Below are 24,147 nucleotides of genomic sequence, written 5' to 3' on the forward strand. Positions count from 1 at the left end.
CATTTATATACTTTCCTATTGAATGGCTGGACATCGTAGAGATACATTATAAGACATTTTTATTAACGAGTAAGTTGAAACGTTTGAATGAAAGATTGTATGATATGTTTTCAGATATATTGTTTATTCAGCATAATCCGTACGTATTAAATGAAAATACACCATGGATTGTATCAAAAGAACCTATTAAACAAGAGCAGCTCGATTATATTTTTCAAAGTTGGTATGAGATTATTCATGATTGGAAGCCAAATAGATTAGTAGAACCACCAAAATATGAATGGCAATCCGATTTGATTTCTAATTTGCCAGTACTACATGATAATGAAACGTATTCTAAGTGGATACCCGCTTTAATCTCACATATTTTTTGTGAGCGTCCTATATATTTAGAAAATACAAATGAAGAAGAATTCTATTTTTCTCCTCTTAGATCACAAAATATTTGTGAGGCGATGTCAGAGCCGATAAAAGATGAAAAAACACAAGATTTTTTCTCCTATGTATATCGATTCCAATGCATAACCCGTGGTGGTGAGAACGCTCCATTATTAAATATTTCAATAGGGATTCGGAGATTTTATCAAGAATATAAGATGTTGGGTCAAACAAACCTTGATATAACAACGTTTGTTTGACTTATTTTTATAAAATGCAAACATTTTGCAAACATAAGTTATCCAAAGATACTTTTACCGAAGTTTTTAACAGCTTCTTCTTGCATATTCGGTAAAACATGAGAATAGACACTTAATGTCATTGAAATATCTGTATGACCTAATCGCTCACTGATGATTTTAGGGTTAACTCCTTGTTTCAATAGTAGAGTTGCGTGTGTATGTCTTAAATCATGGAATTTAATTTCTTTTATACCTACTTTGTGTGTCATCCTAATGAAACTTTTTCTGAAATGTGCTCTTTTTATGATTCTTCCAAACTCATTACAATTTATTAAATCTTGATCTAGATAAGCAGAACCAAACCTTAATTTCTCTTTATTGATTAAGATTTTATGTTTTTTTAAGGCTGCTATTGTTTCGTTAGGTACAGGAATTGTGCGTTTTGATGAATTTGTTTTTGCAGTTTTTTTGATTTTATTGTCATGACCAGATGTTTGATTTATTGTAACAGTATGTTTTTCAAAATCAATGTCCTGCCATCGTAAACCTAGAACTTCTCCCAGACGCATACCTGTAGTTATTGCAAGTAGATACCCAATGTGATATCGTGATTCTTGTGAATGAGCTAAAAACTTTTTTACTTCTTCCTCTGTCCAAGTCTGGATAGGGGTTTTTTCTTTTTTAGGTATCTCAGCAAAATCTGCTGGATTTCGAGAAATAATATTTTGTTTTACGGCTAGGTTTAAAGCGCTCTTTAAAATTCTATGCATAAGCAGAATAGAATTGTTTGCAATCCCTTTATCTATCGCAGCCTTATAGCATTTTTGAATGTGCATAACATTTAATTTATGGAGCGCGACCATTCCTATACTAGGTATAACATGTTGGTTGATAAATGCCTTATAGCCAGCAAAAGTGCTCTTTTCTATGCTCATACTTTTAATTTCTAGCCAATGATTTAGGTAATCTTTTAGCGTAACTTTAGATGGTTCTATAAAAGTTCCTTCATTCAACTCTGTAATCTTCTTTGCTACATCTGCCTGTGCTTCTTTTTTTGTCTTATATCCAGAAAACCACTTCTGTCTTCTTTTCCCTGTCTCTGGATCAGGACTGATATCAATAACGATGCAATATTTATTTCCTCTTTTTCGAATATGTCCTTTCACTTAAAACACTCCTTCATTTTGTTTTGAATCATGTTGTATAAGTCTAGTTGTAATTTTGCTGCTATGAAAATTACATGTTTGGACATATCAGCGATGGATATATTCTACCATATATAAACAAATTCAGTTATAGGATATGATTGTCATCCAATGTTCAATAATAGTAAAATATTAATAGAATTAGATAAAGGGGGATGTAAGACTATGAGAAAATTCACAAATGATCCAGGCGGACATAAAGTAACTAATCCTGGTGTAGGGTGGCATAATGAACCGGGTGGTGGTGGTTGGAAACACAATCAAGAACCTGGTAAAGGATGGAAAATGATTTCTGATCCAGGCGGCGGTGGATGGGATATAAGTTTAGACCCTGGAACAGGCATATAGTACATAGGTGGAGCCTAACGGCTCTTTTTTTATTGTAGAAAAAAGAGCCGTTAGGCTCCCTTGAGAAACGTTGATATATAACGATTTTAAAACTTTCTCAATAAGAATCAGATAACTACACGACTGAATTTTGGGAAAAATGTGATATTATGAAAATAATAAAATAAACGGACGTGAAAAAGACCTACGACTGTGCAAGTGGTGCTCGCAACACCCTTACACCGTCCTCCCTAAACGCGCTAGGGAAAACACTTGTCATAAGTCTCAAACATAATTATAACACATAACCTAGATATAATGGCACGTTTTCCTGTAAACATAAGACATCTAGGGTAACGTTGTCTTTTTTGTCCATAAGGAGGACAAGGATTGTGCAAGTTTTATTGGATTTAAATGACATGCAGGAGTGTCTAAAATCAAATGGTTATACAAATCGTAAATTGGCAACACGTTTTAAAGTAACGCATACAACAGTCAATAGTTATTTTAAGAAGCAAGGTAAATTTGATTTTATGCACTTGGTTGATGCGCTGAAGCTATATAAGCCTAAAAATGTTGATTTTAGAAGGGAATGCATCAAAGAGTGTATACCTACACTATCACATAAAAATTTGAAATTAGCATTAGAAGTGTTAGATATGTTTGGAGAATATGATCTTCAAGACCTAGTAATTCAACGAATAATGAGTTTTAAAACTAATAAAAATAAAAGCGAAGAAGAAAAGAAAAAAGGCAATTCAAAAACTGTAAGGATAAATTTAAATTTGGTTCCATTATACAAAACATTAAGAGAAAGAAGTGAAAATACAACTACTCCTAAGAGGTTCTTTGAGAAAGTTGATAAAATGAGAAAAAATCAAAAATACTCAGATAACGAGCTGGTAATAATATCTGTTTTAAATACAATTTACTCTTTTTTTGATTTAGGTAATTATAAGATGGTCAATGAACATATTCAGCAATTATTACCGGACATCTTGGGAATTAAATGTCATACATTAAGAGATTCTCTTTTATTAAGAATAAAAGAAATGGAAGTTTTCGTTGCACTTCACGAAAATAATTTAGACGAATCACGTGAATTATGTTTTGAAATAATAAATGATCAAAGTAATTGCTATGTCAGCACAAAGGCAGTAGCATATTGCAAAATTGGAGAAAGTTATGTTTTCTCTGATTATCAAAATGCTAAAGAGTACATGGAGAAATCATTAAATATAATTGGTGTTCCAGTGAATAAAAAATTAGAAGTAAGAAGAGAAAAAGTACTTAATACACTATTATTTTTAAGAATATATCATGAAAAAGATTTACATACCATTAACCCAGAAAATCTAGATGATGCTGAAAAAGCATTCTTATATGTAAAGCTAGGTGAAAATCAAAAAGCGATTAAAATTTTACAAGCTTTACAAAATACAAATGGATATCTTAGTAGTTTTCAATTGTACTATATGGGGCTTGCGGTCGGAGGAGAAGAAGGGAAGAAATACCTAGAAATGTCTATAGAAAGTTTTTCTAAATCAGGTGATTATTTCTATATATTCCTACCAAAGACAGCATTGAAATGTTATAATTGAATTATACAAAAAGGGTGGTGAAACGCTTGAAAAATAAGCTTTTGAAAATAGTTTTCACTATTGCTACTGTAGCTTGTCTTTCTATCACAGCTTTTCAGGTGACAGAAAAAGATAAGGTGCAAAGTGCTAAAGAACAAAAAACAACTTTATATATGATTGATCCAGGCCCAGGAGGCGGGTAATTAATATAATATTAGAAATGACACTATCAAATTGGTAGTGTCATTTCTACTTTATAGGGAATGGAAACATTTTGACTGAAACGACAAAAACTTTCCACTTTAGGACGGTTAATATATAAAACAGGATGTAAGGGGAGAATTAAGGATGACGAAAGAGGAAATTGTAATCCTATTTTTAGATACTGTGAAAGAATATGCACCAGATCAATTAGAAGAATATATAGCAGAAATTAAAAAAATAGCCATTCCTAATTAAGGGGCTATTTTTCTGTTTTATTATGGTGTTTGCTAAGAGCTTGAGCGATAGCTAACATTTGTTCTAACGCCATATCTTCTTTATCCTTTGGCAGCGGTTCTAGCCATTCCATGATTTCTTTGAATTTTTTATATTTATCATCACTAGAGTCGTCATCTTTATTTTCTCCGTACAAATAATTTACAGGTACATTAAATCTCTTCGCTATCTTTTCTATGGTTTCACGACTTGGGAATGCTTTTCCATTTTCAAACTTTGAAACAGTCCCTTTAGTTAAATCCACTTCTTTTCCGAATTGTTCTTGATTCATTTTGTTATCTATTCGAATTTGTTTAATTCTATCCTTCATTTCCATATTTAAATACTCCCCTTTTTACGATATATCGTAAATTACGTTAATTACATTATAAAGTTTCCTAGCAAGAAACGTAAAGAGTAAAAAAAGTTTCCTTCTCTGAAATTTTTTTGTTAAAAACACTTGAAGTTTCACGTTATGAAACTTATAATGAGTTTGTAAGCATCAGAAGGGAGTGATCAGATGCAAAATCAAAAACAACTAACGGCACTTCAAAAAGCTTTTGAAGATTCTGGTCTTAAATATCACGAATTAGCTAATATGGTTGGTATATCAAAGTCTTACTGCTATAAAATTATAAATTATAATCTAAGAGTTTATTATGATGTAGCTGTAAAAATATCAAATGTTTTAGGTAAAGAAACCGACATTCTATTTAATGAACAGGAAAAAAAATTTGAACATGAAGTTTCATTGGGTGAAACTAAAGGGGGTGAAAAAAATGAGCCAATTACAAGTTTTGCAACATCCAGTAAATGAGTTTGTTTTTATGGAAGGGAATTAAGTTGTTCATGATGGTGGAAAGAAACTTTTCGCAGCAACTTGGAGAGACGTAAAATCAGCGTTTGCAGTAAACAGTTATTGCAACATTTTACAGAAAGATTTCAATGAAGAGATATCATACATAAAAGCATGACGGCCAAGGTTAGTATGATTATCCATCGTTAATATAATTTTGGAAGGAGAAAAAAGAAATGGGATTAGATCAAATCATTAAAGAATCAATCCGCGAAGTTGTTCGAGAGGAGATACAAGCTGCTTTAGCGCAGTTCCAACAACAATCACAACCAAACAAAGTAATGAGGGTGAAAGAAGCAGCAGAATATCTCAATATCGCTGTTTGTAGAATGTATGAATTAGCAAGTCATCCACAGTTTCCAGTGATTAGGGAAGGGCGCAAATTACTTTTCCTACAAAAGGATTTAGAAGCTTGGCTTGAAACACAAAAGGAGGTGATTTAGTGGAAGATACAACATCGTTAGTTATATTCGCAATGTTTATCGCGTGCAGCGCATTGTTACTTTATATTACTTATGAACCAATAAAACAGTGGGCTTGGAGTGACGTAAAACAAAATAAAAAGACCCATGGCAGTGGGTCCTTTAAGAAAAAACAGTTGTTATAAGTATATCACGAAAAGTAGGGAAATAGTAGATGCGTCTAACTGAATATCAAGTGCTATTACCTAATAAGTTTTGGAACTTAGCAAAGAGCAGGGATGAATTAAAGCAAATAATTGAACAGTATTTCAAGGCTGGTTATCCGCATTATGAAATTCAACGAATTATCAAAAGTGGACAAGTATATGTGGCGGTTTGTACAAGGAGGTAAATAAATGGCAACATTTCGAGTTAGTAAAAGTAAAAATTACACAACCATTAATAATACAGGTCTTCGAGATGAACGTTTAAGCTGGAAAGCAAAAGGAATATTGGCTTACATTTTATCGTTACCAGATGATTGGGTGTTTTACATGGAGGAAATATCTACTCATGCGAAAGATGGAATTGATAGTTTAAGAGTAGGAATGAAAGAACTGAAAAAATTCGGTTATGTTAGAAGGTTTCCTGTAAAAAACGAAAAGGGAAAGATTACTAACTGGGAGACAATTATTTATGAAGTTCCACAAGTGGAGAATCCAGATATGGAAAATCCACAAGTGGAAAAATCACAAATGGAAGTTCCATTTATGGAAAATCCCAAGCTACTAAGTACTAAAGAACTAAGTACTAATAAACAAAATACTAATATAAAAAGTAGTATTAGCATCTTCTCTTTCTACGAAAATAATTTCGGTATTTTAAATTCATTTATAGCCGAAAGTATTTCGCAATGGGTAAACGATACGAGCGAAGAACTTGTACAAGCGGCGATGGAACGTGCATTGAAGCAACAAAAGAAATGGAATTATGCAGAGGGCATTTTAAAACAGTGGATTAACAATAACGTGAAGACTTTAAAAGATGTTGATGCTTTAGAAACGGAATATCAACGTAATAAAGGGGTGAAAAAACGTGTCGGAATCAATCGGAAGAGTGATGACTCGGATAGTGAATACATCGGCTTGTAGTGAAGAAACAGAAGGTTATACATGCGAACACTGTAATAAATATATCGCGGCAATCACTGTAGAAGTTCCGCAGTTACGTATTAAAAATAAAATACTTCCTACATGTGAGTGTGTTGTAGAACGTGAAGAAGCAAAAATACGTGAAGCTCAAAACTTTGCTAAGAAGAGAGAAATAGAAAAGTTGTTCAGCATTAGTAACTTAGGAGAAAGGTTCTCCAAAAGTACATTTGAATCGTTTCTAGATAGAAATGGATCAGAGACAGCTTATAAAGTTGCAGTGAAATACGTGAAGACTTTTAAAGAGTGGAACGGGGAATCGTTAATGCTTTGGGGAGAACCTGGTAATGGTAAAACACACTTAGCAGCCGCAATTGTAAATGAACTTTCTAAAAAAGGATACATCGTAGTATTTCAAAGTGTTCCAGAATTATTACAACGTATTCGAAGTACGTTTAACAGCGAAAACAAAGAAAATGAAACACAAATTATGAGAGCTCTTTTAGAATGCGACTTACTTATATTAGATGATATTGGAGCAGAAAAAACTACGGAATGGGTAGAAGAAAAATTGTTCAATATTATTGATGGTCGGTATAGAAAAGAACTCCCTACTCTATATACGAGTAATTTAGAACCAAAAGAACTGAAAAACCAAGTTGGGAAACGTTCATATGACCGAATGGTTGAGACAAGTCTAACAGTAAAAAATGAAGCCGCTAGCTATAGAAGAGAGATAGCGAAGCAACGTTTACAAAGGTTTATCGAAGCATAAAAGGAGGAAATAAAAATGTGCGTATTATGTCATGATACAGGGATTATTCGTAAAGAAACTTATCCGGGTGTAATTGAAACGAACGGTTGTAATTGTGAAATGGCAAAGCGACAGCAAGCGGAAAACGATAAGCGTTGGCAAGCGTGGCTAATAAAATTTGAATCAATGAAACAAGAATTAGAAAGAAACAAACAACAAAAAGCTAGTTAATAAGAAAAAGGGGGATTTCAGTCGTATGAAGCCTACGAAAGTTGAAATCGATGTTATGGATAATAAAATTTATGTAGTAAAAAACGGTGAGGTTACTCCGCTGAATCCTCCAGTAACAGGATTTGGTGAACAAGTAATTACTTGGCAAGGCGGGAAAGTTGATCGTGTATCAACTACAATCACTGAAAAAATTAAATAACTGGGGATGCGATTATGAAGCAATTAACTATTGATGATGTTGTTGGTAGTTTCGACTACAATGCGATAAGTACCAGTGAAAAATTTTTGAATCCAAGCTATGAAGTACATTTCTATGATAAAGAGGAACGACAAAAAATGGATTGTTTTGATGCCAAAAATGAAAACGAAGCTTGGGACGCAACAATAGAAGAGCATGGTAAAGGTATTCAGAAGATTAGGATAACTCATTCGAATCGTACCAGAGCTGAATTTCTGGCACTAGATTAGGAGGTAAAGTGATGGCTTTCAATCGTTGGTTAACTAATGAGGAATATCAGCAAGCTGAATCAAGCGGTATTAGTAGAAGGGTTCTTTACATGAGGATGTACAGATACGGTTGGGAATTGCAAGAAGCATTAACTACACCACCAAGAACATTTTGGCATATGGACGAAGGGAAACACAATAAATGGCTAAAATTAGCTGAAGAAAATGGAGTTAATTCAAGTACTTTTTATAGCAGAGTAAATAATGGTTGGGACCCTAAAGATGCGGCAAGTATTCCGACTCGTAAACAAATTGACAGGAAGGAACTTGTCAAGATTGCTAAATCCAATGGCATAAGTGTAAGTACTTTCAGATCTAGATTGAGTTATGGTTGGGAACCGATAAAAGCAGCTACTACGAAACCTAAAATCAAAAGAACAAAGAAAAATATTAGTTAGAGGGAGCGAACGAAGATGAAAGCAATGAACAACGGTGTTATGGAAGTAACTAAATTAATCAATAAATCAAAGGAAGGACAAGCTGTAATGAACAACAATCAAATTTGTGAATTAGTTCAATATCAAGAAGTGGCATTACGTACATGGAATACAAATCAGGATTTTGGAGGACGAGTTTCAAATGCAGCTTTAGGGCTTACAGGCGAAGCTGGTGAAGTTGCCGATATTGTAAAAAAAGCAATTTATCATGGACATGGTTTCCAACCATCGCATTGTCCAGGAGAAGAGGACGGAAACACTTATAAATTAGCCTTAGAGCTTGGAGATATTCTGTATTATTTATCAATTATGGCGCACGAACTGGGATATACGTTACAAGATATTGCTGAAATGAATATTGCAAAATTAGCTAAAAGATATCCTGATGGTTTTAGTCGAGAAGCAAGTCAAACACGTGTAGATGTAAAGTAAGCCCAAATTTGAATTTTATAAGAAAGAGGGATAGAAAATGAAACAATGTACACATGAAAATAATGAAACTGTTGAGATTAAAGGGACAGATGAAACTATTGTAATATGTCATGATTGTGGATGTGAAATTTAAACAAAAGCGTTATTTTATAGTGATGCAAAAAGAGTACATATCGAATATGTACTCTTGAAAAAAGGAAGTGTGTATAAGTCATGAAACACTATACTACAACATATGCTTGTCTCATTTAAAAGTGCAAGGAATATAACAAAATAGTTATTTTATAACCCAAAATAAAAGAACCCGTTTGTTATAAACGGATTCTTCACACAAGGTCTGCAAGAAATTCAAGGTAACTGGACCAGAACACTTATTGAAATTCTTGTGATAATACTGTATGCAAAGGAATTAATAAGGTTAAAGAAATTTAAATAAAATCCTTATTTAAATATAAAAAGAGCGCCCGGGAAACCGCCCTTTGGTCAAGACACATATCGAAATGAAATGTGGTAGCAATATATTTTATGTATGTTTTGAGTGTATGTGCAAGTTTAAAACAAAATCTTTATTTGAATAGAAAGAGATTCAAGAATTATAAGGTGAAAAGCGTCATGTATTATCCATTGTAATTAAATATTCATAGTATGAAAGATGGAAGACAAAATATTTACAGGATGAGGTGAGTATAGGATGTTTTTTGATTTTTTTTATAATAAAACGCAAATGCGCCCTTTAGGAGGATCGGGCCCTGCACAAAGTACTATTCAAGCAGTTCATCAGGCTATACAAGCACAACAACAAGCGCTGCACTCACAGCACACGCAACAAAGTTATACCCCAGCACAATCATATTATTCTTTACAACCTTATTACCCAGCACAATCATATTATTCTTTACAATCGTATTACCCAGCACAATCGTATTACCCAATGTAGATTATACAGAATAGAATATTCTTTTTATTGATTTCGTATGAAACTATATTTTTTTATAGTAATAAAAATAATAAAGTAGATTTAAATAAAAAGAGCGCTTTTAAAAGCGCTCCATGACCAAGATTTATATTTAAACAGGATACCACATTATACTTTATGTATGTTTGGGACTTATGTGCAGGCTGTAATAAAATCGTTATTTGAATAGAAAAAGAGATAGGGTTCACAACCCCATCTCTTCCAACAAAGATAAGTGCAGTTTTGCTTCTTCGCAATTTGGATTAATGCAGTAATGAATAAACGAATGTTCATCGTGTTGTATAAGAGGTTGATCACAAGATACACATGTATATAGTGAGAGCATTTTATATACCTCCTTACAAATTATGGATTAATTTTAACATATTTTTAGCTGGTTGAGGAGTAAGAAAAAATTGTTATTTAAATAAAGGAAACCCCGTTTGTCCGCGGGGTTCCTAAGGGTAATTGTCAAGTAATGACGTACTCGACTAAATAACCATATCATGAATTTTTTGGTAAAAATACTGGTAAATGTGTCCAAATGGGAAAGTCATTATTTTGAACAAAAACGCTATTTGGTATGTAAATGTAAGAGCACTTCGGGAAGTGCCCTTCTGTAATGACTATCCACCCTAAAAAGAAAGAATGCAATATATCATATGAAATTATGTTTGTTTAAGTGTGGGTCTTTTATATAAAAATTTTATTTTATAAAAATAAAAACCCTAGTTCCCTAGGGTAATGGTATAACAGCCAAATATATTTTATCCTGTTATATCGTAACGTAATATTACGTTGAAAACATTAGGTAAATGAAACCAATTACATAAAATAAGAGCAGCTAGCAAAAGCTAACTGCTCTCCAGAAAAGCATTAAGAAGGAAGTTCAGAACTCAAGTGTATTTATAGTATGGACAAGATTTAGAAATTTATTCGAGGAGGAATGGATAATGTGCACTTATTGGGAAAACGCAGTTAAAGAATTCTTGAAGAAGCAAGAGCAGGAACGGAATAAAAAAAGCAGCTAGCAAAAGCTAACTGCTCGGCTCCTATCTTAAAAAGAGATGTTAGGTGTAAGGTTGATTCGTGATGAATGGAGCCTGTATCTATTATTAACGAAACATTGAGCTTTATTCAGGGGAGGAAGAGAAATGAGACCACGTAGATTTGAGTATTTGATTTCTTATAAGTATTACCATAATAACGGTAATACGGATTGTACGTATTTATTCAATAGTCGTTCGAAACTCTATAGTAGAAAAGATGTCCTAGATTTAATGGATCTATTAAAAGAAAAATGCAATGCTCATACAGTCATAATCAATAACAGTCAATTACTAAGAGAAAAGAGAGCATTATAAAAACTCAACAAAATAATCCTTTTAAAGTAAAACAAACAGAATATAGTCCGGCTAGAAAACTAGAGGACACCAATTCATTAAAGCAGCAATTACAGCTGTTTTAGGAATAGGTGTCCTCTTTATTTTGAAAAAGGAGATGGGGAAATGAAGGTGTTAAAGGATCAGCTACGTGAATGGAAAAAGCAATCGAATCAAGCGAAAAAGAAAACTAAGAAAAAACGAAAAGAGAAATTAAGTACACGTGACATTGAAGATTTAATGGGGATGCATAGACCTTGTTACGAGCGTAGACGTGGAGCATTAAGACAAAAGTAATTAAAAAATAAAAAGGAGTGGTCTTGCATGACTAAACAATTATCTTTCTTACCAAAAATCGATAGAGTAGCAACGCAGAAAAAATTAGAAGGTGTTCTCGAAAATGTACGTTTATATAGACAGTTTGGAATGATGCGTGAAGAAATGAAAGTCACTCCTTCTTATAAAATTAGATATCACGGGCCTACAAATGATGTAGGAAAGCCATTAGAAGATGTAGCGATAGCTAATATCCAACAAAGTAAAAGAGAAGAGTGGATTAAGCAAACATCATTTCGTATTGACCAGTTTCTTAGTCGTTTGGGTAATGGACGTGCAGGAAAGGATCAAAGAGACATCATCATTAAGCGTTATTTAGAAGATGAAGATGTATGTGATTATATGGTATATAACGAAATCGGCATGAGCGAGCGTACTTATCGACGTGTTAAGGCAAGAGTATTTTATAAACTTGCTTTTGCTCTTAGATTAGAAGTTTACGAGACAGAAGAAAAGGGAGGTAATGAATAATGAATTTCGTTCAACCAATACGTGATCCAGAGCAAATACAGCAGCTAAAAGATTATTTTAAGGAGAAGAGTTTACGTAATTACATTCTCTTCATTATGGGAATCAATACAGGCCTGAGAATCTCGGACATTTTGAAATTGAAGGTAGGAGATGTCAAAGGTAGTCATATATCTATGAGGGAAAAGAAAACAGGGAAACAGAAACGAATACAAATTACTGCAGCACTGAAAAGAGAACTTAAATGGTTTATTGAGGCAAGGAAAGATAATGAGTACCTATTGCAAAGTAGACAAGGTAGGAATCGTCCAATTGGTCGTAGCATGGCATATAAGATATTAAGCGGAGCAGCATCAGAGTTCGGATTAGATGAAATAGGAACACATACGTTAAGAAAAACATACGGGTATCACATGTACATGCAAACGAAAAACATAGCATTACTCATGGAGATATTCAATCACTCGTCAGAGAAGGTCACGTTACGTTATATAGGTGTAAACCAAGACGAAATGGATAAAGCGATGTCTAGGTTTAAAATCTAAGCATTGCTTATTTCGTTTTAAATTTAGGGGTATCTCCACATCGCCATCAAGCTAATAAAAGAAAATACCCCTAAAAAAGGTTACCTCTGGTAGATGGAAAAATGCCTATTTATGTAGAACTAGGACATGGACCATACCATTCATTTTCTCGCAAAATAAGATAAATAAAAAGAAATTAATATATATAGCTTCTCAATAGACGAAACCTTTCCTATAAAGCTATTCTAAGACAAACACTAAACCTGTATGGCCTTCACAACTATGGATAAGGGGTACGATAACGAAAAATGGAAGTATACTCACCAATTGACAGTCCATACACCAAGTTTTTTCAACTACCATTTTATTTGCAAATGTTAGGATTATTTTGTGATTAGAATATTACTAGTGGTTAAGTAAAAAATTTAGTTTAAAGGAGTGAAAATGAATTGTTTTTAAAAAAATTTGTAGATGCATTACCTATCCCTCCCATTATTAAACCAACAGGCAAATGTGAGGGCGTACCTTTCTATGAGGTAAAGATGAAGCAAATCAAGCAGAAATTACATCGAGATCTACCGCCGACTACCGTTTGGGGTTATAACGGTATGTACCCAGGTCCTACATTTGATGTTCGTAGGAATCATCCCATTCTTGTGAAGTGGGAAAATAAATTACCATTTAAACATTTACTTCCGATAGACACAACAGTTGGTGGGGCTGAATTTAATCAACCAGAAGTTCGAACAGTTGTCCATTTACATGGGGGAAGGGTACAACCAGATAGTGATGGTTTTCCAGAAGCATGGTTTACAAAAGATTTTAAAAATGTTGGTCCTACGTTTCTATACGAAACATATTATTATCCCAACTGCCAACGCCCGACGACACTATGGTATCATGATCATGCACTTGGGATAACAAGATTAAATGTGTATGCTGGTCTAGCTGGCTTTTATTTGATTCGAGATATAGAAGAAAAAAAGCTAAATTTACCGAGTGGAAAATTTGAAATTCCATTAGTTATTCAAGATCGGTCGTTTTATCCAAACGGTGAACTATTTTATCCTGAGCAACCAGGAAACTTACCACCACCTGCTCCTCAGCCACCACCACCAATTAATCCTAACTTACCTGATCCCTCTGTTATCCCATCGTTTACAGAAGGTACTACTATTCTAGTAAATGGAAAAGTTTGGCCTTTCCTTGAAGTAGAACCACGTAAATATCGTTTCCGATTCTTGAATGGATCTAATGCTCGTTTTTATCGTATGAAATTAAGCTCTGGACAAAAATTTATTCAAATTGGTACTGATGGAGGCCTTTTAGAGCATCCTGTTATCGTAGAAGCACTCACTTTAGCTCCAGCTGAGAGAGCCGATGTCATTATTGATTTCTCTTTGCATAAGGGGCAAGATATCATTTTAACAAATGATGCACCTATACCATTCCCGGGTGGAGTTGCTCCTGATGAAAATTTGTCGCAGATTATGCAATTCAGAGTAAAACAACATGTTACCAAACCTGATGACTCAACCATTCCCGAGAACTTATCTTGTTTAGAAAGACTAAGTCCAGACCAAGCCATTACAACACGTACCAACACTTTAACAGAACAAACAGATGAATTTGGTCGTCCACTTTTCCTTATTAATCATAAACACTGGGAGGATATCCCTATAGAAAATACGCCATATAATGGTACAGTTGAAGTTTGGGAATTAGTCAATTTCACTACAGATACCCATCCGATTCATCTTCATCTTGTGCAATTCCAGATTTTAGACCGCATCCCAATAACTATTAATCCAGATGGAACTTATATAATAAGTGGTGATCCAATTCCACCAGACCCAAATGAAAGGGGTTGGAAGGATACCGTACGTGCAAATCCTAGTCAAATAACGAGAATAATTGCTCGTTTTGGTCCGTTTACCGGAATCTACCCATTTCATTGTCATATTATTGAACATGAAGATCACGATATGATGAGACCATACAAAGTGATAAATAATTCAAAGTTTAATCCATGTGAACCAATCCCAGGAGTATGTCGGGATGATTCATTTGACCAGTGCTGTCATAAAAAAGATGAAAAATGTGAATGTAAAAAAGGCAAACTTAAAGACCAGTAATTTAACTGGTCTTTAAGTTTTTTATTCAAAAATGAAATCAATTTATAGCTATCCTCATTTTATCTAATACCTTATCGCTCTATTTCTTTTAATGGGGTATCGCCAGCATTTTTGAAAAGCTCCATGCAAAGTGTATACAAAATTCTATACAGTTTTCAGCTAATCCAGAAACAAACAAGAACTCTAAAATCTATGTCAGGATAAGAATGTATATAAAGGTGAAAGAGTTATAGAAAATAAACAAGGGGAATCCTTCTGGGAGTAAGGATTCCCTTTGTTTATTGCTACCGCTATTGAGGCGTTATGTTAAGCTCATATGTATAGAATATGCATGGTAAGTTTTATTGGACAAATATACAAGCTAAGTTAATTGATTTGAATATAAATAATTATACTCATTTTCAAAAAAAGGTGGTGAATTATTTTGAATTCATATTTTTCAAGATCTAAGGGATGCTGTCATAGATTTTCCCCTGCTGTTCCTCCTGCTGTTCTCCCATTTTCACCTGCGTATCGTAACTTCTGGCAAAATACATTTGTTACGATACCTAATGGACAAGACATTCCATTTAACAACCAAAGTGTAGCTACCGCAGGAGGAATTGTTTTACTTTCTTCTACTACGGTATTTATTCCAGTAGCTGGAGATTATGAAATTAATTATGTAATTACAACTGTTGATAGAACAGGCGTAGGTTCAGAACAACAAGTAACTGCTATCCTAAATGGAATCCCAGTTCCTAATTTCCAAACATCTTTTGGAACAATAACTAACACTGGAGAAGCATGTGACCAATTTTCAGGAACCGCTATTTTAAGAATACCAGCTAACTCAACTTTTTCATTAAGAAATACAAGTCTTGGTGGATTTTCTCTAGCTCTTTGTGATCTTGTGGAAAGTGGCGCAGCACTAAGTATTAAAAAATTGAGTTAAAATCTTTTAAAAAGATTTTAAAAACAGTCTTTCTACCGGTTATTGGAGACTGTGTAATAATGGAATATAAACGGAAGGTCCCTTCAATCCTTTGGAGGGGTTTTTCTAAAATACTGAAGATGCTCTTTATAAAAGTGATTATGAGAAATAATAAATATGTCTAATGCACTATTAAAATTTTTCCATATTATAGTATTAAGAATTGTATAAGGAGGTGGAAAAAGAATGGACGAGCGTGTACAACCTCAACTTTCACCGCCATGGATCACATATTTTAACGAACTCAGAAATTCGGTAGGGGCTGATCCAACTGTAACAGTAGGTCCGCTAATACCGACTGATGGAAATTTTATTATTTTAGTACAAACTACGGATTTTGAAAAAGCGATTGCATTAGCTACACTTCTTAAACCAACAGTGCAATTTGGCAATGTAAATGTTACTATTGTTGTTAGTGTTATTGGGGATGGAATTGTAAACCCAATTCCTTGTCCTTTAGATGCTTTTGAAATTGCACACCTTTTTCAAGTAGCTTTAGAAAACAACTTGTATTTTGAGCAAGTTGTTGTACGGCCGCAGTTCCCAGGCGGATCTAATGTTGTTTTTCCAGTTTTTGCTGCGAAAGTAATTCAGTTTTTTAATGATGATATTTCCAATCTATGTCAAACATTCACAGAAGTCGCTGCAAAAGTTTTTCGTGATGTAATGAAAGATACTATTTGCGGTATACCAATTTTGTTTTCGACAAGCTGTACTACAAGTACTGAAATTAGTGAGGAAACGGTTCAAAATACAGATACAGACCCAAAATTGTTTTATTAATTAATTAATTAAAAAAGACATTTTCAATTTAAGAAAATGTCTTTTTTGTTTCCCTTGTTTTTTTTGAGTATTATAGTTTTAAAATGGTTTTTTCGCCAAGCTACCCGCTTCATCTTCAGTGGGTACTATTTCTTAATCACAAGCTTCTAAACCCTCATGATAAAGAAATTTTCGTGGCGTAATCGCTCTATAATTACGCTCTTTCTACTAAAATCGCCTGTACATCTGTAGTTGAATTTTAATAAGATATACAGAAACTATTTTATTTTGATAGGAGGTGATTTTATGTCGTATCACAAATCAAGTAGTTCAAGCCATTATTGTAGAAAACATACAATTACAACTGGTCCATTTTTAGTTCCTTTTGATGCTCCCGGTGGAGGATCAAATAATCGACTTATAATTCTTATCAAAAACCCTACAAATAGACCGTTAGAGGCTGATATTACAATTGAATTTAGTGAAATACCACAATTCAGCATACCTGGTATAACACTTCCTTATTTAAATACTCTTAAAGAAGAACCATTTCCTAATGGTATTGGCCCTACTACCATACTTCCAAAGAATATACTCCGGCTAGAAGTTGATATTACTAATGATCAAAATGCAGTCTTTCATGTTAATTCTACTGGCGATTATTTAATAGGAGAGGACCGTCCATTACGTGGAAAACTTGAAATTGAAGTGATTGGTGGAGTAGGGCTTACTGCCCCTACAAATGCAGGTCTTATTACTGCAGATCCATCCCTGACATTCCATTATGGAGATTTCGTAGTTTACTAATTATGATTTCCCTTGTTTTTGGATATGAGTGTTAGCTCGTTGTGTGGGGGATGAAACTCCACATAGCGTTGATTCTGAAACAATCCAATTTACCTTTTGCTTTTGAAAGTTATGTAAATAAGCTGTCCATATGGGCAGCTTATTGTATTTTTTTGTTTAGCGTGGTTTTTTCCGAAATGCTGATGGTATCCCTATACAGTTACTCATAAATTTCGTACTGTATAACTCAAAAAAGAAAGTTTAATTAAGTCAATGATAGCAAGAGATTCAGCGGATGGGTCAGTTACACACAATATAAGATATGGGTAAGTCAGAGATTAATATGGTAATATTATGTTATTAAACTAGAAAGTGGTGATTGAAATGAGTAAGCGATGTCCAATTTGTTCAGGTAACACTAAAGAACCTCAAATGGTTGGAGGATTAGCAGCATTTTTATATGACTGTGAACAGTGTGGTGAATTTGCTTTGACGGTGACGATAAGCCAAGTTTTAGCAAGGCAAGAAGAGAAAGTGAAAAAGAATAAAATTGCAGCTGTATTAAGAAAGAGAAAAATTAGAGGATTAGGGAAGATACTGATTGTTGATAAAAGTTTAAATCAAGAACTTTCACTTTTTCCATATCCAGTCTATCCTTTAGAGAATCTATTAGATGAATATCCAGAGAATGTTTCTGATAGATTAAATGAATCTTTAATAAATTTGGGGAAATTAACTAAATTCCTGGGGGAAAAAGTAACGATTTTAGATGCAGATAAGTCGGTATTCTTTGTGCAGAGTGATAACCTTGAAGAAATGGGATACATAATTAAACAACTAAAGCAAGATGAACTGATTGAATTCCAAAAAACGCCTGATTCACCTGTGTATATTACTGTTACGGTGAAAGGATGGAATCGTATTGCAGAATTAGAAAAAGGAAGAGATGTAGATACTAATCAGGTATTTGTTGCGATGTCGTTTCATCCAGATCTAGACAGTGCATATCAGAACGCAATCACAAAAGCTATAAAAGAGGCAGGATACCAGCCTATCAGAATTGATGAAGTGGAACATAATAATGACATAACTGATGAAATTATAGTTAAAATAAGACAAAGTAAATTTGTGATTGCAGACTTTACCGGACATAGGGGTGGAGTTTATTTTGAAGCTGGTTATGCATTGGGACTAGGCAAGACTGTTATATGGACATGTAGAGATGACAATTTTAAAGATATTCATTTTGATACTAGACAATTTAGTCATATCAAGTGGTCAACTGAAGAAGAATTATACCAAAAATTATTAAATAGAATTAAAGCAACAATTAATTAAAAACATGGCATAGTCGTGACCGCTTTTTGGCAGGAAATGTGCCGGTTGTTTTGGAATCAACGTGATATATTTATATTGTGAGAAGTGGCGGAAAACACAACTCATAAAATTCCTTTGTACAATATTTTTCTAAGCGGCTTTATTATGACGGCACTTAAAATCCGAAACCAGCAGATGGTACTGATTGGATGTTACCGTTAATGAGGAGAGCTTTTGCTCTTCTTCTAGTTACTTAATAATGTTGTATCAGATGATTGTAACAGCATTAGGTGATTGGAAAAAGAATAAAACTTCATGTACCGTAATTGAAATATAAATTAGTAATTGAGAGAAAAGCATCCGTTTGGGTGCTTTTTATTTTGGAGGAAAACAAGGAGGAATTAAAATGAAAAAAGAATTAGAACCATTTTTACCGACAGTAGAGGAAATAGAAAAAATGGACAGATTGCAGTTTGAAAAATGGATGGAGGATGCTTATAAAACATTACACAAACGCGAATTGTTGAGAGACCCATTATATCACTTTCAGAAAAGAGTCTCTCAACTGTTGAATAATAACTACAAATCAGAAATTGAAAAAGAACGTGTGATTCAAAAAGCTATGAGAACATACTATGAAACTATTCGTTAGCTTCTATTATAGAAACAAAGTTAAGTTTCTCGCCTTCTAAATTAAGAAATGGTAACTGACATTTACCATCTAGGGTACGAGCATTAAAAAGAAATGGATATAGTGGATTATCAGATTTCTTAGGATCAATTTCTTTTAATAAATTATTTATGAAAATATATGTCGTTGATAAATTAGTTGGATTCTCCAACGGGCTTATACAGAATGGTTGTTCCTTATAAACAATATATGATTTGAATAAAGAATAGGCTAATGGGATAGTCGATAAGTCGAAGCTATGTTGACTATCAACACCATCATATTCAATTAAATCTTGCTGTAATCTACTTCCTTTTAATTGTACAAAGTCTCCATACCAAAAAGTATTGTTACAATCAATAACTAATTTTAAATCTACTTGGCGTGAGGTTTGGGTACGTTTTAGAAGGTAGTCCACAGCTTGTAATTGTTCTACTGAGTATAAATTATGTGTATGCATCATTGCACATCTCCTTTCGAATAGTTAATTCGACAAAAAAGAGGGAAATCCTACAAAGAAAAAAGGAGTGAGGATAGGTGGATGGGAAACAACCGTTATTAGTAATTACATTATCGGATATAGATGCTAAACCAATAGTTCATTACAAAGGCAAACAGATAGATAGAAATTTACGTGTTGCATTTGATTGGGAATCACAATCGATTGATAAAATTAATCGGACATATATTCATATTGAACATGTACCATCTAATAATAAGCAATTCAATACTGAAGTCATTCAACATAATCATCCCATCGTGGAAGAACAGGTAGAGCTTTATCGGTTATGAAAGAATATAAAACCAAACAACAGAAGCGTAAGTTCTATGACAGTGGTGAGTGGAAGAGTATACGTGAGCAAGTAAAGAAGCGTGACAACTATGAGTGTCAGGAATGTAAACGTAATGGTCGCGTTCAAACAGACACGAATGAATACAGTGAGAGTGCCAAGCGTAAGAAGATACAGTTAGTTGTCCATCATATCAAAGAGCTTGAGCATCATCCCGAGCTTGCATTAGAAAAGGATAATTTAGAAACAGTCTGTGTTAATTGTCATAACAAAGAACATGGAAGAGGTTATGAGAAGAAACAAAATAAATGGGAACATGATGAAAAATGGTGAAAATAAAACAAAAATAACCCCCCCTTAAAATATTTCGTGAAAAATTCGTCTTAGGGGCACCGGAGGAGGGGGTTAACTGTCAGGTTTTTTTCGAAATTACGCACGTAAGGGGGGTGGGTAGATGGCTGTCAGTATTACAAAGTTAAAGGAACAGCTAATGAACAGTATTGATGTTGAAGATTTAGTCGAGGTTGAAAAAGTAGAACGATACATTGATCTAGTTAAAGCATTTAGAAAAATAAACAGGACTATCAATAAAGAAGGTGAGTCTGTTACAGTCAAAAACGGATCTCAAGTTTTTGTTAAGGCCCATCCTCTTATAAGTGAGAGAAATAAAATTAACAGTTCTTTAATTGCTTTAGGAAGAGATATAAAGTTTGTTTGTAAACCAAATATTCCTAAGGCTGGTTATAATAAAAGTGATTTAACATGATTAGGCAAAAGTATGTAGAAGAATACATTGGACTTTATCGAAGTGGAAAAATAAAGTTCAACAAAGAGAGAGAACTGTTAATTAATTATCTAGAAAAATACGTTTTAAACAGAGACGATTTGTATTTTGATGATGAAATGATTCAGGATTGTATCAATTTCGGTGAGAAGTGGTATTTTCCATTGCAGCCATTTCAAAAATTCTTAATAGCATTCGTTTTTTTGTTTTATAAGAAAAATGGACGCGTATTTTATCGGAAATTCCTATGGATGTTAGGACGTGGTGGCGGTAAAAATGGTCTGATATCTGTAATTATTCACTTTTTAATTAGTGAATTACACGGTATTCCAGAGTATAACATCTCTGTTGTTGCGAATAGTGAGGAACAAGCGAAAACAAGTCCTGACGAAGTGCATAAATGCGTAAAGAAAAATGAGGTTTTACAGAGAGCGTTTAAAACCACATTAACTCAAACTGTTTCAAAGGCTACTGAAAGTATACTAAAGTTTAGAACTTCCAACGGGGATACAAAAGACGGTTTGCGTGATGGTGCAGTTGTATTTGATGAAATACATCAATATGAAAGTAATAAAGACGTTCGCGTCCATATCAGCGGCTTAGGGAAAAAGAAAAACCCTCGTGAATTTTATATTGGTACAGATGGTTATGTACGAGATGGCTTTTTAGATAAACAAAAAGAAAAAGCTATGAAGGTTTTAAATGGTGAAGCTCGTCCTAATGCCGTATTTCCTTTTATCTGTAAGCTTAATGATGAAAAGGAAGTTGATGATATTGATAATTGGGAATTAGCTAATCCTATGTTATCGCAGCCACTAAGCGAGTATGCTGAGGGATTACTTGAAACGATAAAGGAAGAATATGAAGATTTAGAGGATGATCCAAGTAACCGAGAAGAATTTATGACAAAGCGTATGAACTTACCAGTTACAAATCTAGAACGATCTGTTGCAAAATGGTCAGAGATTCTTGCTACAAACCGTCCATTCCCTGATTTATATGCTCAAGAATGCATAGGAGCGTTAGACTTTGCGAGTATTCGAGATTTCGCAGCATGTGGTCTTTTATTTAGACAAAATGGTGAGTACATTTTTAAAACCCATTCCTTTGTGCGTAAAGAATTTGTTGATATTTATTATGGTTATTCTAAAAAAGCTGGCGAGTATAAAAAACAAAAATTTGCTCCTATAAAAGATTGGGAAGAGCAAGGTCTACTAACAGTTGTGGATGAACCAACTATTAATCCTCAACACATTGTTGATTGGTTTGTAGAAATGCGAGAACAATATGGAATTAAAAAGATTATAGCTGATAACTTCAGAATGGAAGCAATAAGACCATTATTAGTAGCAGAAGGATTTGAAATAGAGGTTATACGAAACCCGAAAGCAATTCATAGTTTGTTAGCTCCACGTATTGAAATGGCGTTTGCAAATAAACAAATTGTTTTTGATGATAATCCGCTAATGCGTTGGTATACACAAAATGTATTGGTTGTTATCAAAAGTGATGGAAATAAAATATACGAAAAGAAAGAGCCTGTTCGTAGAAAAACAGATGGGTTCCAATGTTTTGTTCATGCTCTTTATAGGGCGGATGAGATACAAGAAGCAACTGACTTTGTTATAGGTAACATTAAATTCTAATAAAGGGGGTGATAATCATTGGATGGTTAGGTTCAGTATTTAAAAGAAATAAAGAATTAGAATTCATGCTGGATCTGGACATAATAACTGATACAGCAAACAGACTTCATATGAAACGATTGGCGATTGATACATGCGTTTCATTTTTAGGAAGAACAATTAGTCAATCTGAATTTAGAGTAAGAAATGGTAAAGCATTTAAGAAGGATGAGCTTTATTATCGATTAAATGTAAGACCAAACAAGAATATGACCGCAAGTACCTTTTGGGAAAGGTTTGTTCGCAAACTTATTTATGATAATGAGTGTTTAGTCATACAAGCAGATGATGGTGATTTACTTATTGCAGATGGATTCCAACATAATGAGTATGCTGTGTTTGAAGATACCTTTACTGATGTAAGGGTAAAAGATTATACGTTTAAGAGAAGTTTTAAGCAAAGCGAAGTTATTCATTTGAAATATCGGAATGATAAATTATCTCCACTTATCGATGGACTATTTGCTGATTATGGTGACTTATTCGGAAGAATTTTAAGTTCTCAGAAACGAAAAAATCAAATTCGTGGCGTAGTTGATATGGATATGATCGGTGCTAAAACACAAGAACAAGTGGATAAGTTACAGAAATTCATAGATGACATGTATCAAGCAATTGGTAAGAAAGATATTGCTATTGTTCCGCAGCAAAAAGGAATTGAGTACAAAGAAGTTTATAATGGATCTGCTAATGGCCCTAGTGTGGAAGAAATAAATAAAGTTACAAATGGTTTTTTAAATCAAGTAGCAATGGCAATGGGGATACCTACAGCTTTAATCTATGGTGAAATGGCTGATGTAGAAAAACAAACTAAAAACTACATGCTTTTCACAGTGAAACCTTTGTTAAAAAAGATTTCTGATGAAGCTAACGTTAAATTTTTTGAAAAAGAAGAGTATCTTTTAGGTAAAAAAATTGAAGTTAAAGCTGTATCTTATCAAAGTATATTTGATCTCGCTACAAGTATTGATAAACTCATTTCTTCAAGTGCATTTACAGGAAATGAAATTCGATTAGAAGTAGGATATGAAATTTCAGATGATCCTAATTTAAATACACATCATATTACGAAAAACTATACGAAATTAACTGAATCTGAAGGAGGTGAGAATACAAATGACGGTGAAAATTGACGTTAAAGGGCCAATTATTTCAAATGATGAAGCTTGGATTTATGATTGGTTTGAAATGGATGCGACAAGCCCAGGGAAGATTACAAAACAACTTGATAATGCAAATAGTGAGGATTTAATTGTGTCAATCAATAGTCCTGGTGGTTATGTAGATGAGGGTTCGGAAATTTACACAGCTTTAAAAAATTATCCTGGTCATGTGGAAGTTCAAATTGTTGGTTTAGCGGCAAGTGCAGCTTCTATTATTGCGATGGCTGGTGATAAGGTTCGTATTTCTCCTACAGCACAGATTATGATTCATAACGCTTCTATGTTGAGTGGTGGAGATCATCGTGATATGTCAAAAGCAGCTGAGATGTTAAAAGTAACTGATCGTACACTTGTAAATGCTTATGTCATTAAAAGTGGTAAATCAGAAGAAGAGCTACTTAATATGATGGCTGATGAAACATGGATGGGACCACAACAAGC

General features: G+C 33.7%; 35 protein-coding genes and 2 pseudogenes. 33 read left to right on the forward strand and 4 right to left on the reverse strand.

Annotated features, from left to right (window positions below; translation table 11 throughout):
- The coding region (locus ACQGSG_RS16310; RefSeq protein WP_426947646.1) for a pPIWI_RE module domain-containing protein at window positions 1-638 on the forward strand (638 nt) is incomplete at its 5' end.
- A 38-nt stretch (window positions 639-676) separates the two neighbouring features.
- Here the strand turns inward: ACQGSG_RS16310 and ACQGSG_RS16315 are convergent.
- Window positions 677-1,786, reverse strand: a complete 1,110-nt coding sequence (locus ACQGSG_RS16315; RefSeq protein WP_426947648.1) for a tyrosine-type recombinase/integrase — start codon at window positions 1,784-1,786, stop codon at window positions 677-679.
- A gap of 204 nt (window positions 1,787-1,990) precedes the next feature.
- Here ACQGSG_RS16315 and ACQGSG_RS16320 point away from each other — a divergent pair, with 204 nt between their 5' ends.
- From ACQGSG_RS16320 to ACQGSG_RS16330, 3 genes are all read left to right on the forward strand, one after another.
- Window positions 1,991-2,173: a hypothetical protein gene (locus tag ACQGSG_RS16320; protein WP_426947650.1), complete on the forward strand. Its 183-nt coding sequence runs from the start codon at window positions 1,991-1,993 to the stop codon at window positions 2,171-2,173.
- A gap of 371 nt (window positions 2,174-2,544) precedes the next feature.
- Window positions 2,545-3,753, forward strand: coding sequence for an AimR family lysis-lysogeny pheromone receptor (locus ACQGSG_RS16325; RefSeq protein ID WP_318160692.1), 1,209 nt, complete (start codon window positions 2,545-2,547; stop codon window positions 3,751-3,753).
- Between the two features lie 26 nt (window positions 3,754-3,779).
- Window positions 3,780-3,935 carry a hypothetical protein gene (locus tag ACQGSG_RS16330; RefSeq protein ID WP_000791664.1) on the forward strand — a complete coding sequence of 52 codons (156 nt, stop codon included), beginning with the start codon at window positions 3,780-3,782 and terminating at the stop codon, window positions 3,933-3,935.
- Window positions 3,936-4,195: 260 nt separating this feature from the next.
- On the opposite strand, the gene ACQGSG_RS16335 is transcribed toward ACQGSG_RS16330, so the two are convergent.
- Entirely contained in the window at window positions 4,196-4,546 is a 351-nt protein-coding gene (locus ACQGSG_RS16335) for a helix-turn-helix transcriptional regulator (RefSeq protein ID WP_000425256.1), read from the reverse strand.
- A 183-nt stretch (window positions 4,547-4,729) separates the two neighbouring features.
- On the opposite strand from ACQGSG_RS16335, the gene ACQGSG_RS16340 reads away from it, so the two are divergent.
- The 13 genes and pseudogenes from ACQGSG_RS16340 to ACQGSG_RS16400 all read left to right on the forward strand — a co-directional run bounded on the left by ACQGSG_RS16340 (window position 4,730) and on the right by ACQGSG_RS16400 (window position 9,912).
- Window positions 4,730-5,026, forward strand: a complete 297-nt coding sequence (locus tag ACQGSG_RS16340) for a helix-turn-helix domain-containing protein (RefSeq protein ID WP_426947652.1) — start codon at window positions 4,730-4,732, stop codon at window positions 5,024-5,026.
- Between the two features lie 55 nt (window positions 5,027-5,081).
- Window positions 5,082-5,183 (forward strand): annotated as a pseudogene (locus ACQGSG_RS16345) (ORF6C domain-containing protein); the annotation flags it as partial.
- Window positions 5,184-5,241: 58 nt separating this feature from the next.
- On the forward strand, window positions 5,242-5,508 hold the full coding sequence (locus ACQGSG_RS16350) for a helix-turn-helix domain-containing protein (RefSeq protein WP_000522024.1): 267 nt from the start codon (window positions 5,242-5,244) through the stop codon (window positions 5,506-5,508).
- Window positions 5,508-5,672, forward strand: a complete 165-nt coding sequence (locus ACQGSG_RS16355; RefSeq protein WP_000390298.1) for a hypothetical protein — start codon at window positions 5,508-5,510, stop codon at window positions 5,670-5,672. Before ACQGSG_RS16350 ends, ACQGSG_RS16355 begins: the two co-directional genes overlap by 1 nt.
- Window positions 5,673-5,701: 29 nt before the next feature.
- Window positions 5,702-5,878, forward strand: coding sequence for a hypothetical protein (locus ACQGSG_RS16360; RefSeq protein WP_426947654.1), 177 nt, complete (start codon window positions 5,702-5,704; stop codon window positions 5,876-5,878).
- A gap of 4 nt (window positions 5,879-5,882) precedes the next feature.
- Window positions 5,883-6,617, forward strand: a complete 735-nt coding sequence (locus ACQGSG_RS16365; protein ID WP_426947656.1) for a DnaD domain-containing protein — start codon at window positions 5,883-5,885, stop codon at window positions 6,615-6,617.
- Window positions 6,586-7,389 carry an ATP-binding protein gene (locus ACQGSG_RS16370; RefSeq protein WP_003160855.1) on the forward strand — a complete coding sequence of 268 codons (804 nt, stop codon included), beginning with the start codon at window positions 6,586-6,588 and terminating at the stop codon, window positions 7,387-7,389. The genes ACQGSG_RS16365 and ACQGSG_RS16370 overlap by 32 nt, the downstream gene beginning before the upstream one ends.
- Before the next feature lie 15 nt (window positions 7,390-7,404).
- Window positions 7,405-7,599 carry a hypothetical protein gene (locus ACQGSG_RS16375; protein ID WP_070184138.1) on the forward strand — a complete coding sequence of 65 codons (195 nt, stop codon included), beginning with the start codon at window positions 7,405-7,407 and terminating at the stop codon, window positions 7,597-7,599.
- Window positions 7,600-7,624: 25 nt separating this feature from the next.
- On the forward strand, window positions 7,625-7,798 hold the full coding sequence (locus tag ACQGSG_RS16380) for a DUF3954 domain-containing protein (RefSeq protein ID WP_259383421.1): 174 nt from the start codon (window positions 7,625-7,627) through the stop codon (window positions 7,796-7,798).
- Window positions 7,799-7,812: 14 nt separating this feature from the next.
- Window positions 7,813-8,067 (forward strand): hypothetical protein, encoded by a 255-nt coding sequence (locus ACQGSG_RS16385; protein WP_426947659.1) that lies wholly within the window; start codon window positions 7,813-7,815, stop codon window positions 8,065-8,067.
- Window positions 8,068-8,078: 11 nt separating this feature from the next.
- Window positions 8,079-8,504: a hypothetical protein gene (locus ACQGSG_RS16390; RefSeq protein WP_426947661.1), complete on the forward strand. Its 426-nt coding sequence runs from the start codon at window positions 8,079-8,081 to the stop codon at window positions 8,502-8,504.
- Between the two features lie 15 nt (window positions 8,505-8,519).
- Window positions 8,520-8,975 (forward strand): nucleoside triphosphate pyrophosphohydrolase family protein, encoded by a 456-nt coding sequence (locus tag ACQGSG_RS16395; protein WP_426947663.1) that lies wholly within the window; start codon window positions 8,520-8,522, stop codon window positions 8,973-8,975.
- 691 nt (window positions 8,976-9,666) lie between these two features.
- A complete protein-coding gene (locus ACQGSG_RS16400) occupies window positions 9,667-9,912 on the forward strand; it encodes a DUF3947 family protein (RefSeq protein ID WP_426947665.1) in 246 nt (81 codons plus the stop codon).
- 223 nt (window positions 9,913-10,135) lie between these two features.
- On the opposite strand, the gene ACQGSG_RS16405 is transcribed toward ACQGSG_RS16400, so the two are convergent.
- Window positions 10,136-10,276, reverse strand: a complete 141-nt coding sequence (locus ACQGSG_RS16405; RefSeq protein WP_000950346.1) for a hypothetical protein — start codon at window positions 10,274-10,276, stop codon at window positions 10,136-10,138.
- An 808-nt stretch (window positions 10,277-11,084) separates the two neighbouring features.
- Between ACQGSG_RS16405 and ACQGSG_RS16410 the strand changes: the two genes are divergently transcribed.
- The 10 genes from ACQGSG_RS16410 to ACQGSG_RS16455 all read left to right on the forward strand — a co-directional run bounded on the left by ACQGSG_RS16410 (window position 11,085) and on the right by ACQGSG_RS16455 (window position 19,265).
- Window positions 11,085-11,294, forward strand: coding sequence for a hypothetical protein (locus ACQGSG_RS16410; RefSeq protein ID WP_426947667.1), 210 nt, complete (start codon window positions 11,085-11,087; stop codon window positions 11,292-11,294).
- Window positions 11,295-11,438: 144 nt separating this feature from the next.
- Window positions 11,439-11,609, forward strand: a complete 171-nt coding sequence (locus tag ACQGSG_RS16415; protein ID WP_426947669.1) for a hypothetical protein — start codon at window positions 11,439-11,441, stop codon at window positions 11,607-11,609.
- Window positions 11,610-11,636: 27 nt separating this feature from the next.
- Window positions 11,637-12,119: an ArpU family phage packaging/lysis transcriptional regulator gene (locus ACQGSG_RS16420; RefSeq protein WP_426947670.1), complete on the forward strand. Its 483-nt coding sequence runs from the start codon at window positions 11,637-11,639 to the stop codon at window positions 12,117-12,119.
- The gene (locus tag ACQGSG_RS16425) at window positions 12,119-12,661 is read left to right on the forward strand and encodes a site-specific integrase (protein ID WP_426947672.1); all 543 of its coding nucleotides are present in this window, start codon (window positions 12,119-12,121) and stop codon (window positions 12,659-12,661) included. The genes ACQGSG_RS16420 and ACQGSG_RS16425 overlap by 1 nt, the downstream gene beginning before the upstream one ends.
- Before the next feature lie 428 nt (window positions 12,662-13,089).
- Window positions 13,090-14,775 (forward strand): multicopper oxidase family protein, encoded by a 1,686-nt coding sequence (locus ACQGSG_RS16430; RefSeq protein WP_284996801.1) that lies wholly within the window; start codon window positions 13,090-13,092, stop codon window positions 14,773-14,775.
- Window positions 14,776-15,199: 424 nt separating this feature from the next.
- On the forward strand, window positions 15,200-15,709 hold the full coding sequence (locus ACQGSG_RS16435; protein WP_325843267.1) for a BclA C-terminal domain-containing protein: 510 nt from the start codon (window positions 15,200-15,202) through the stop codon (window positions 15,707-15,709).
- A gap of 225 nt (window positions 15,710-15,934) precedes the next feature.
- Window positions 15,935-16,531, forward strand: a complete 597-nt coding sequence (locus tag ACQGSG_RS16440; RefSeq protein WP_325843269.1) for a hypothetical protein — start codon at window positions 15,935-15,937, stop codon at window positions 16,529-16,531.
- A 285-nt stretch (window positions 16,532-16,816) separates the two neighbouring features.
- Window positions 16,817-17,317, forward strand: a complete 501-nt coding sequence (locus tag ACQGSG_RS16445; protein ID WP_426947674.1) for a hypothetical protein — start codon at window positions 16,817-16,819, stop codon at window positions 17,315-17,317.
- Window positions 17,318-17,680: 363 nt separating this feature from the next.
- Entirely contained in the window at window positions 17,681-18,634 is a 954-nt protein-coding gene (locus tag ACQGSG_RS16450) for a nucleoside 2-deoxyribosyltransferase (protein WP_221839506.1), read from the forward strand.
- Between the two features lie 385 nt (window positions 18,635-19,019).
- The gene (locus ACQGSG_RS16455; protein ID WP_221839505.1) at window positions 19,020-19,265 is read left to right on the forward strand and encodes a hypothetical protein; all 246 of its coding nucleotides are present in this window, start codon (window positions 19,020-19,022) and stop codon (window positions 19,263-19,265) included.
- Here ACQGSG_RS16455 and ACQGSG_RS16460 read toward each other — a convergent pair.
- Window positions 19,255-19,746 carry a hypothetical protein gene (locus tag ACQGSG_RS16460; RefSeq protein WP_221839504.1) on the reverse strand — a complete coding sequence of 164 codons (492 nt, stop codon included), beginning with the start codon at window positions 19,744-19,746 and terminating at the stop codon, window positions 19,255-19,257. The genes ACQGSG_RS16455 and ACQGSG_RS16460 overlap by 11 nt on opposite strands.
- Before the next feature lie 86 nt (window positions 19,747-19,832).
- On the opposite strand from ACQGSG_RS16460, the pseudogene ACQGSG_RS16465 reads away from it, so the two are divergent.
- The 6 genes and pseudogenes from ACQGSG_RS16465 to ACQGSG_RS16490 all read left to right on the forward strand — a co-directional run.
- Window positions 19,833-20,075: pseudogene (locus tag ACQGSG_RS16465) on the forward strand (hypothetical protein); the annotation flags it as partial.
- Window positions 20,072-20,407: an HNH endonuclease gene (locus tag ACQGSG_RS16470; RefSeq protein WP_221839502.1), complete on the forward strand. Its 336-nt coding sequence runs from the start codon at window positions 20,072-20,074 to the stop codon at window positions 20,405-20,407. The pseudogene ACQGSG_RS16465 and the gene ACQGSG_RS16470, both read left to right, overlap by 4 nt.
- A 121-nt stretch (window positions 20,408-20,528) precedes the next feature.
- Window positions 20,529-20,840: a P27 family phage terminase small subunit gene (locus ACQGSG_RS16475; RefSeq protein ID WP_069355644.1), complete on the forward strand. Its 312-nt coding sequence runs from the start codon at window positions 20,529-20,531 to the stop codon at window positions 20,838-20,840.
- Window positions 20,837-22,504: a terminase TerL endonuclease subunit gene (locus ACQGSG_RS16480; protein ID WP_327887094.1), complete on the forward strand. Its 1,668-nt coding sequence runs from the start codon at window positions 20,837-20,839 to the stop codon at window positions 22,502-22,504. The genes ACQGSG_RS16475 and ACQGSG_RS16480 overlap by 4 nt, the downstream gene beginning before the upstream one ends.
- An 8-nt stretch (window positions 22,505-22,512) precedes the next feature.
- On the forward strand, window positions 22,513-23,676 hold the full coding sequence (locus tag ACQGSG_RS16485; RefSeq protein WP_426947677.1) for a phage portal protein: 1,164 nt from the start codon (window positions 22,513-22,515) through the stop codon (window positions 23,674-23,676).
- The coding region (locus tag ACQGSG_RS16490; RefSeq protein ID WP_426947679.1) for a head maturation protease, ClpP-related at window positions 23,660-24,147 on the forward strand (488 nt) is incomplete at its 3' end. The genes ACQGSG_RS16485 and ACQGSG_RS16490, both read left to right, overlap by 17 nt.

Source organism: Bacillus sp. GMa5/1 (genome assembly GCF_050172015.1).
In the GTDB taxonomy this organism is placed as follows: Bacteria; Bacillota; Bacilli; order Bacillales; family Bacillaceae_G; genus Bacillus_A; species Bacillus_A cereus.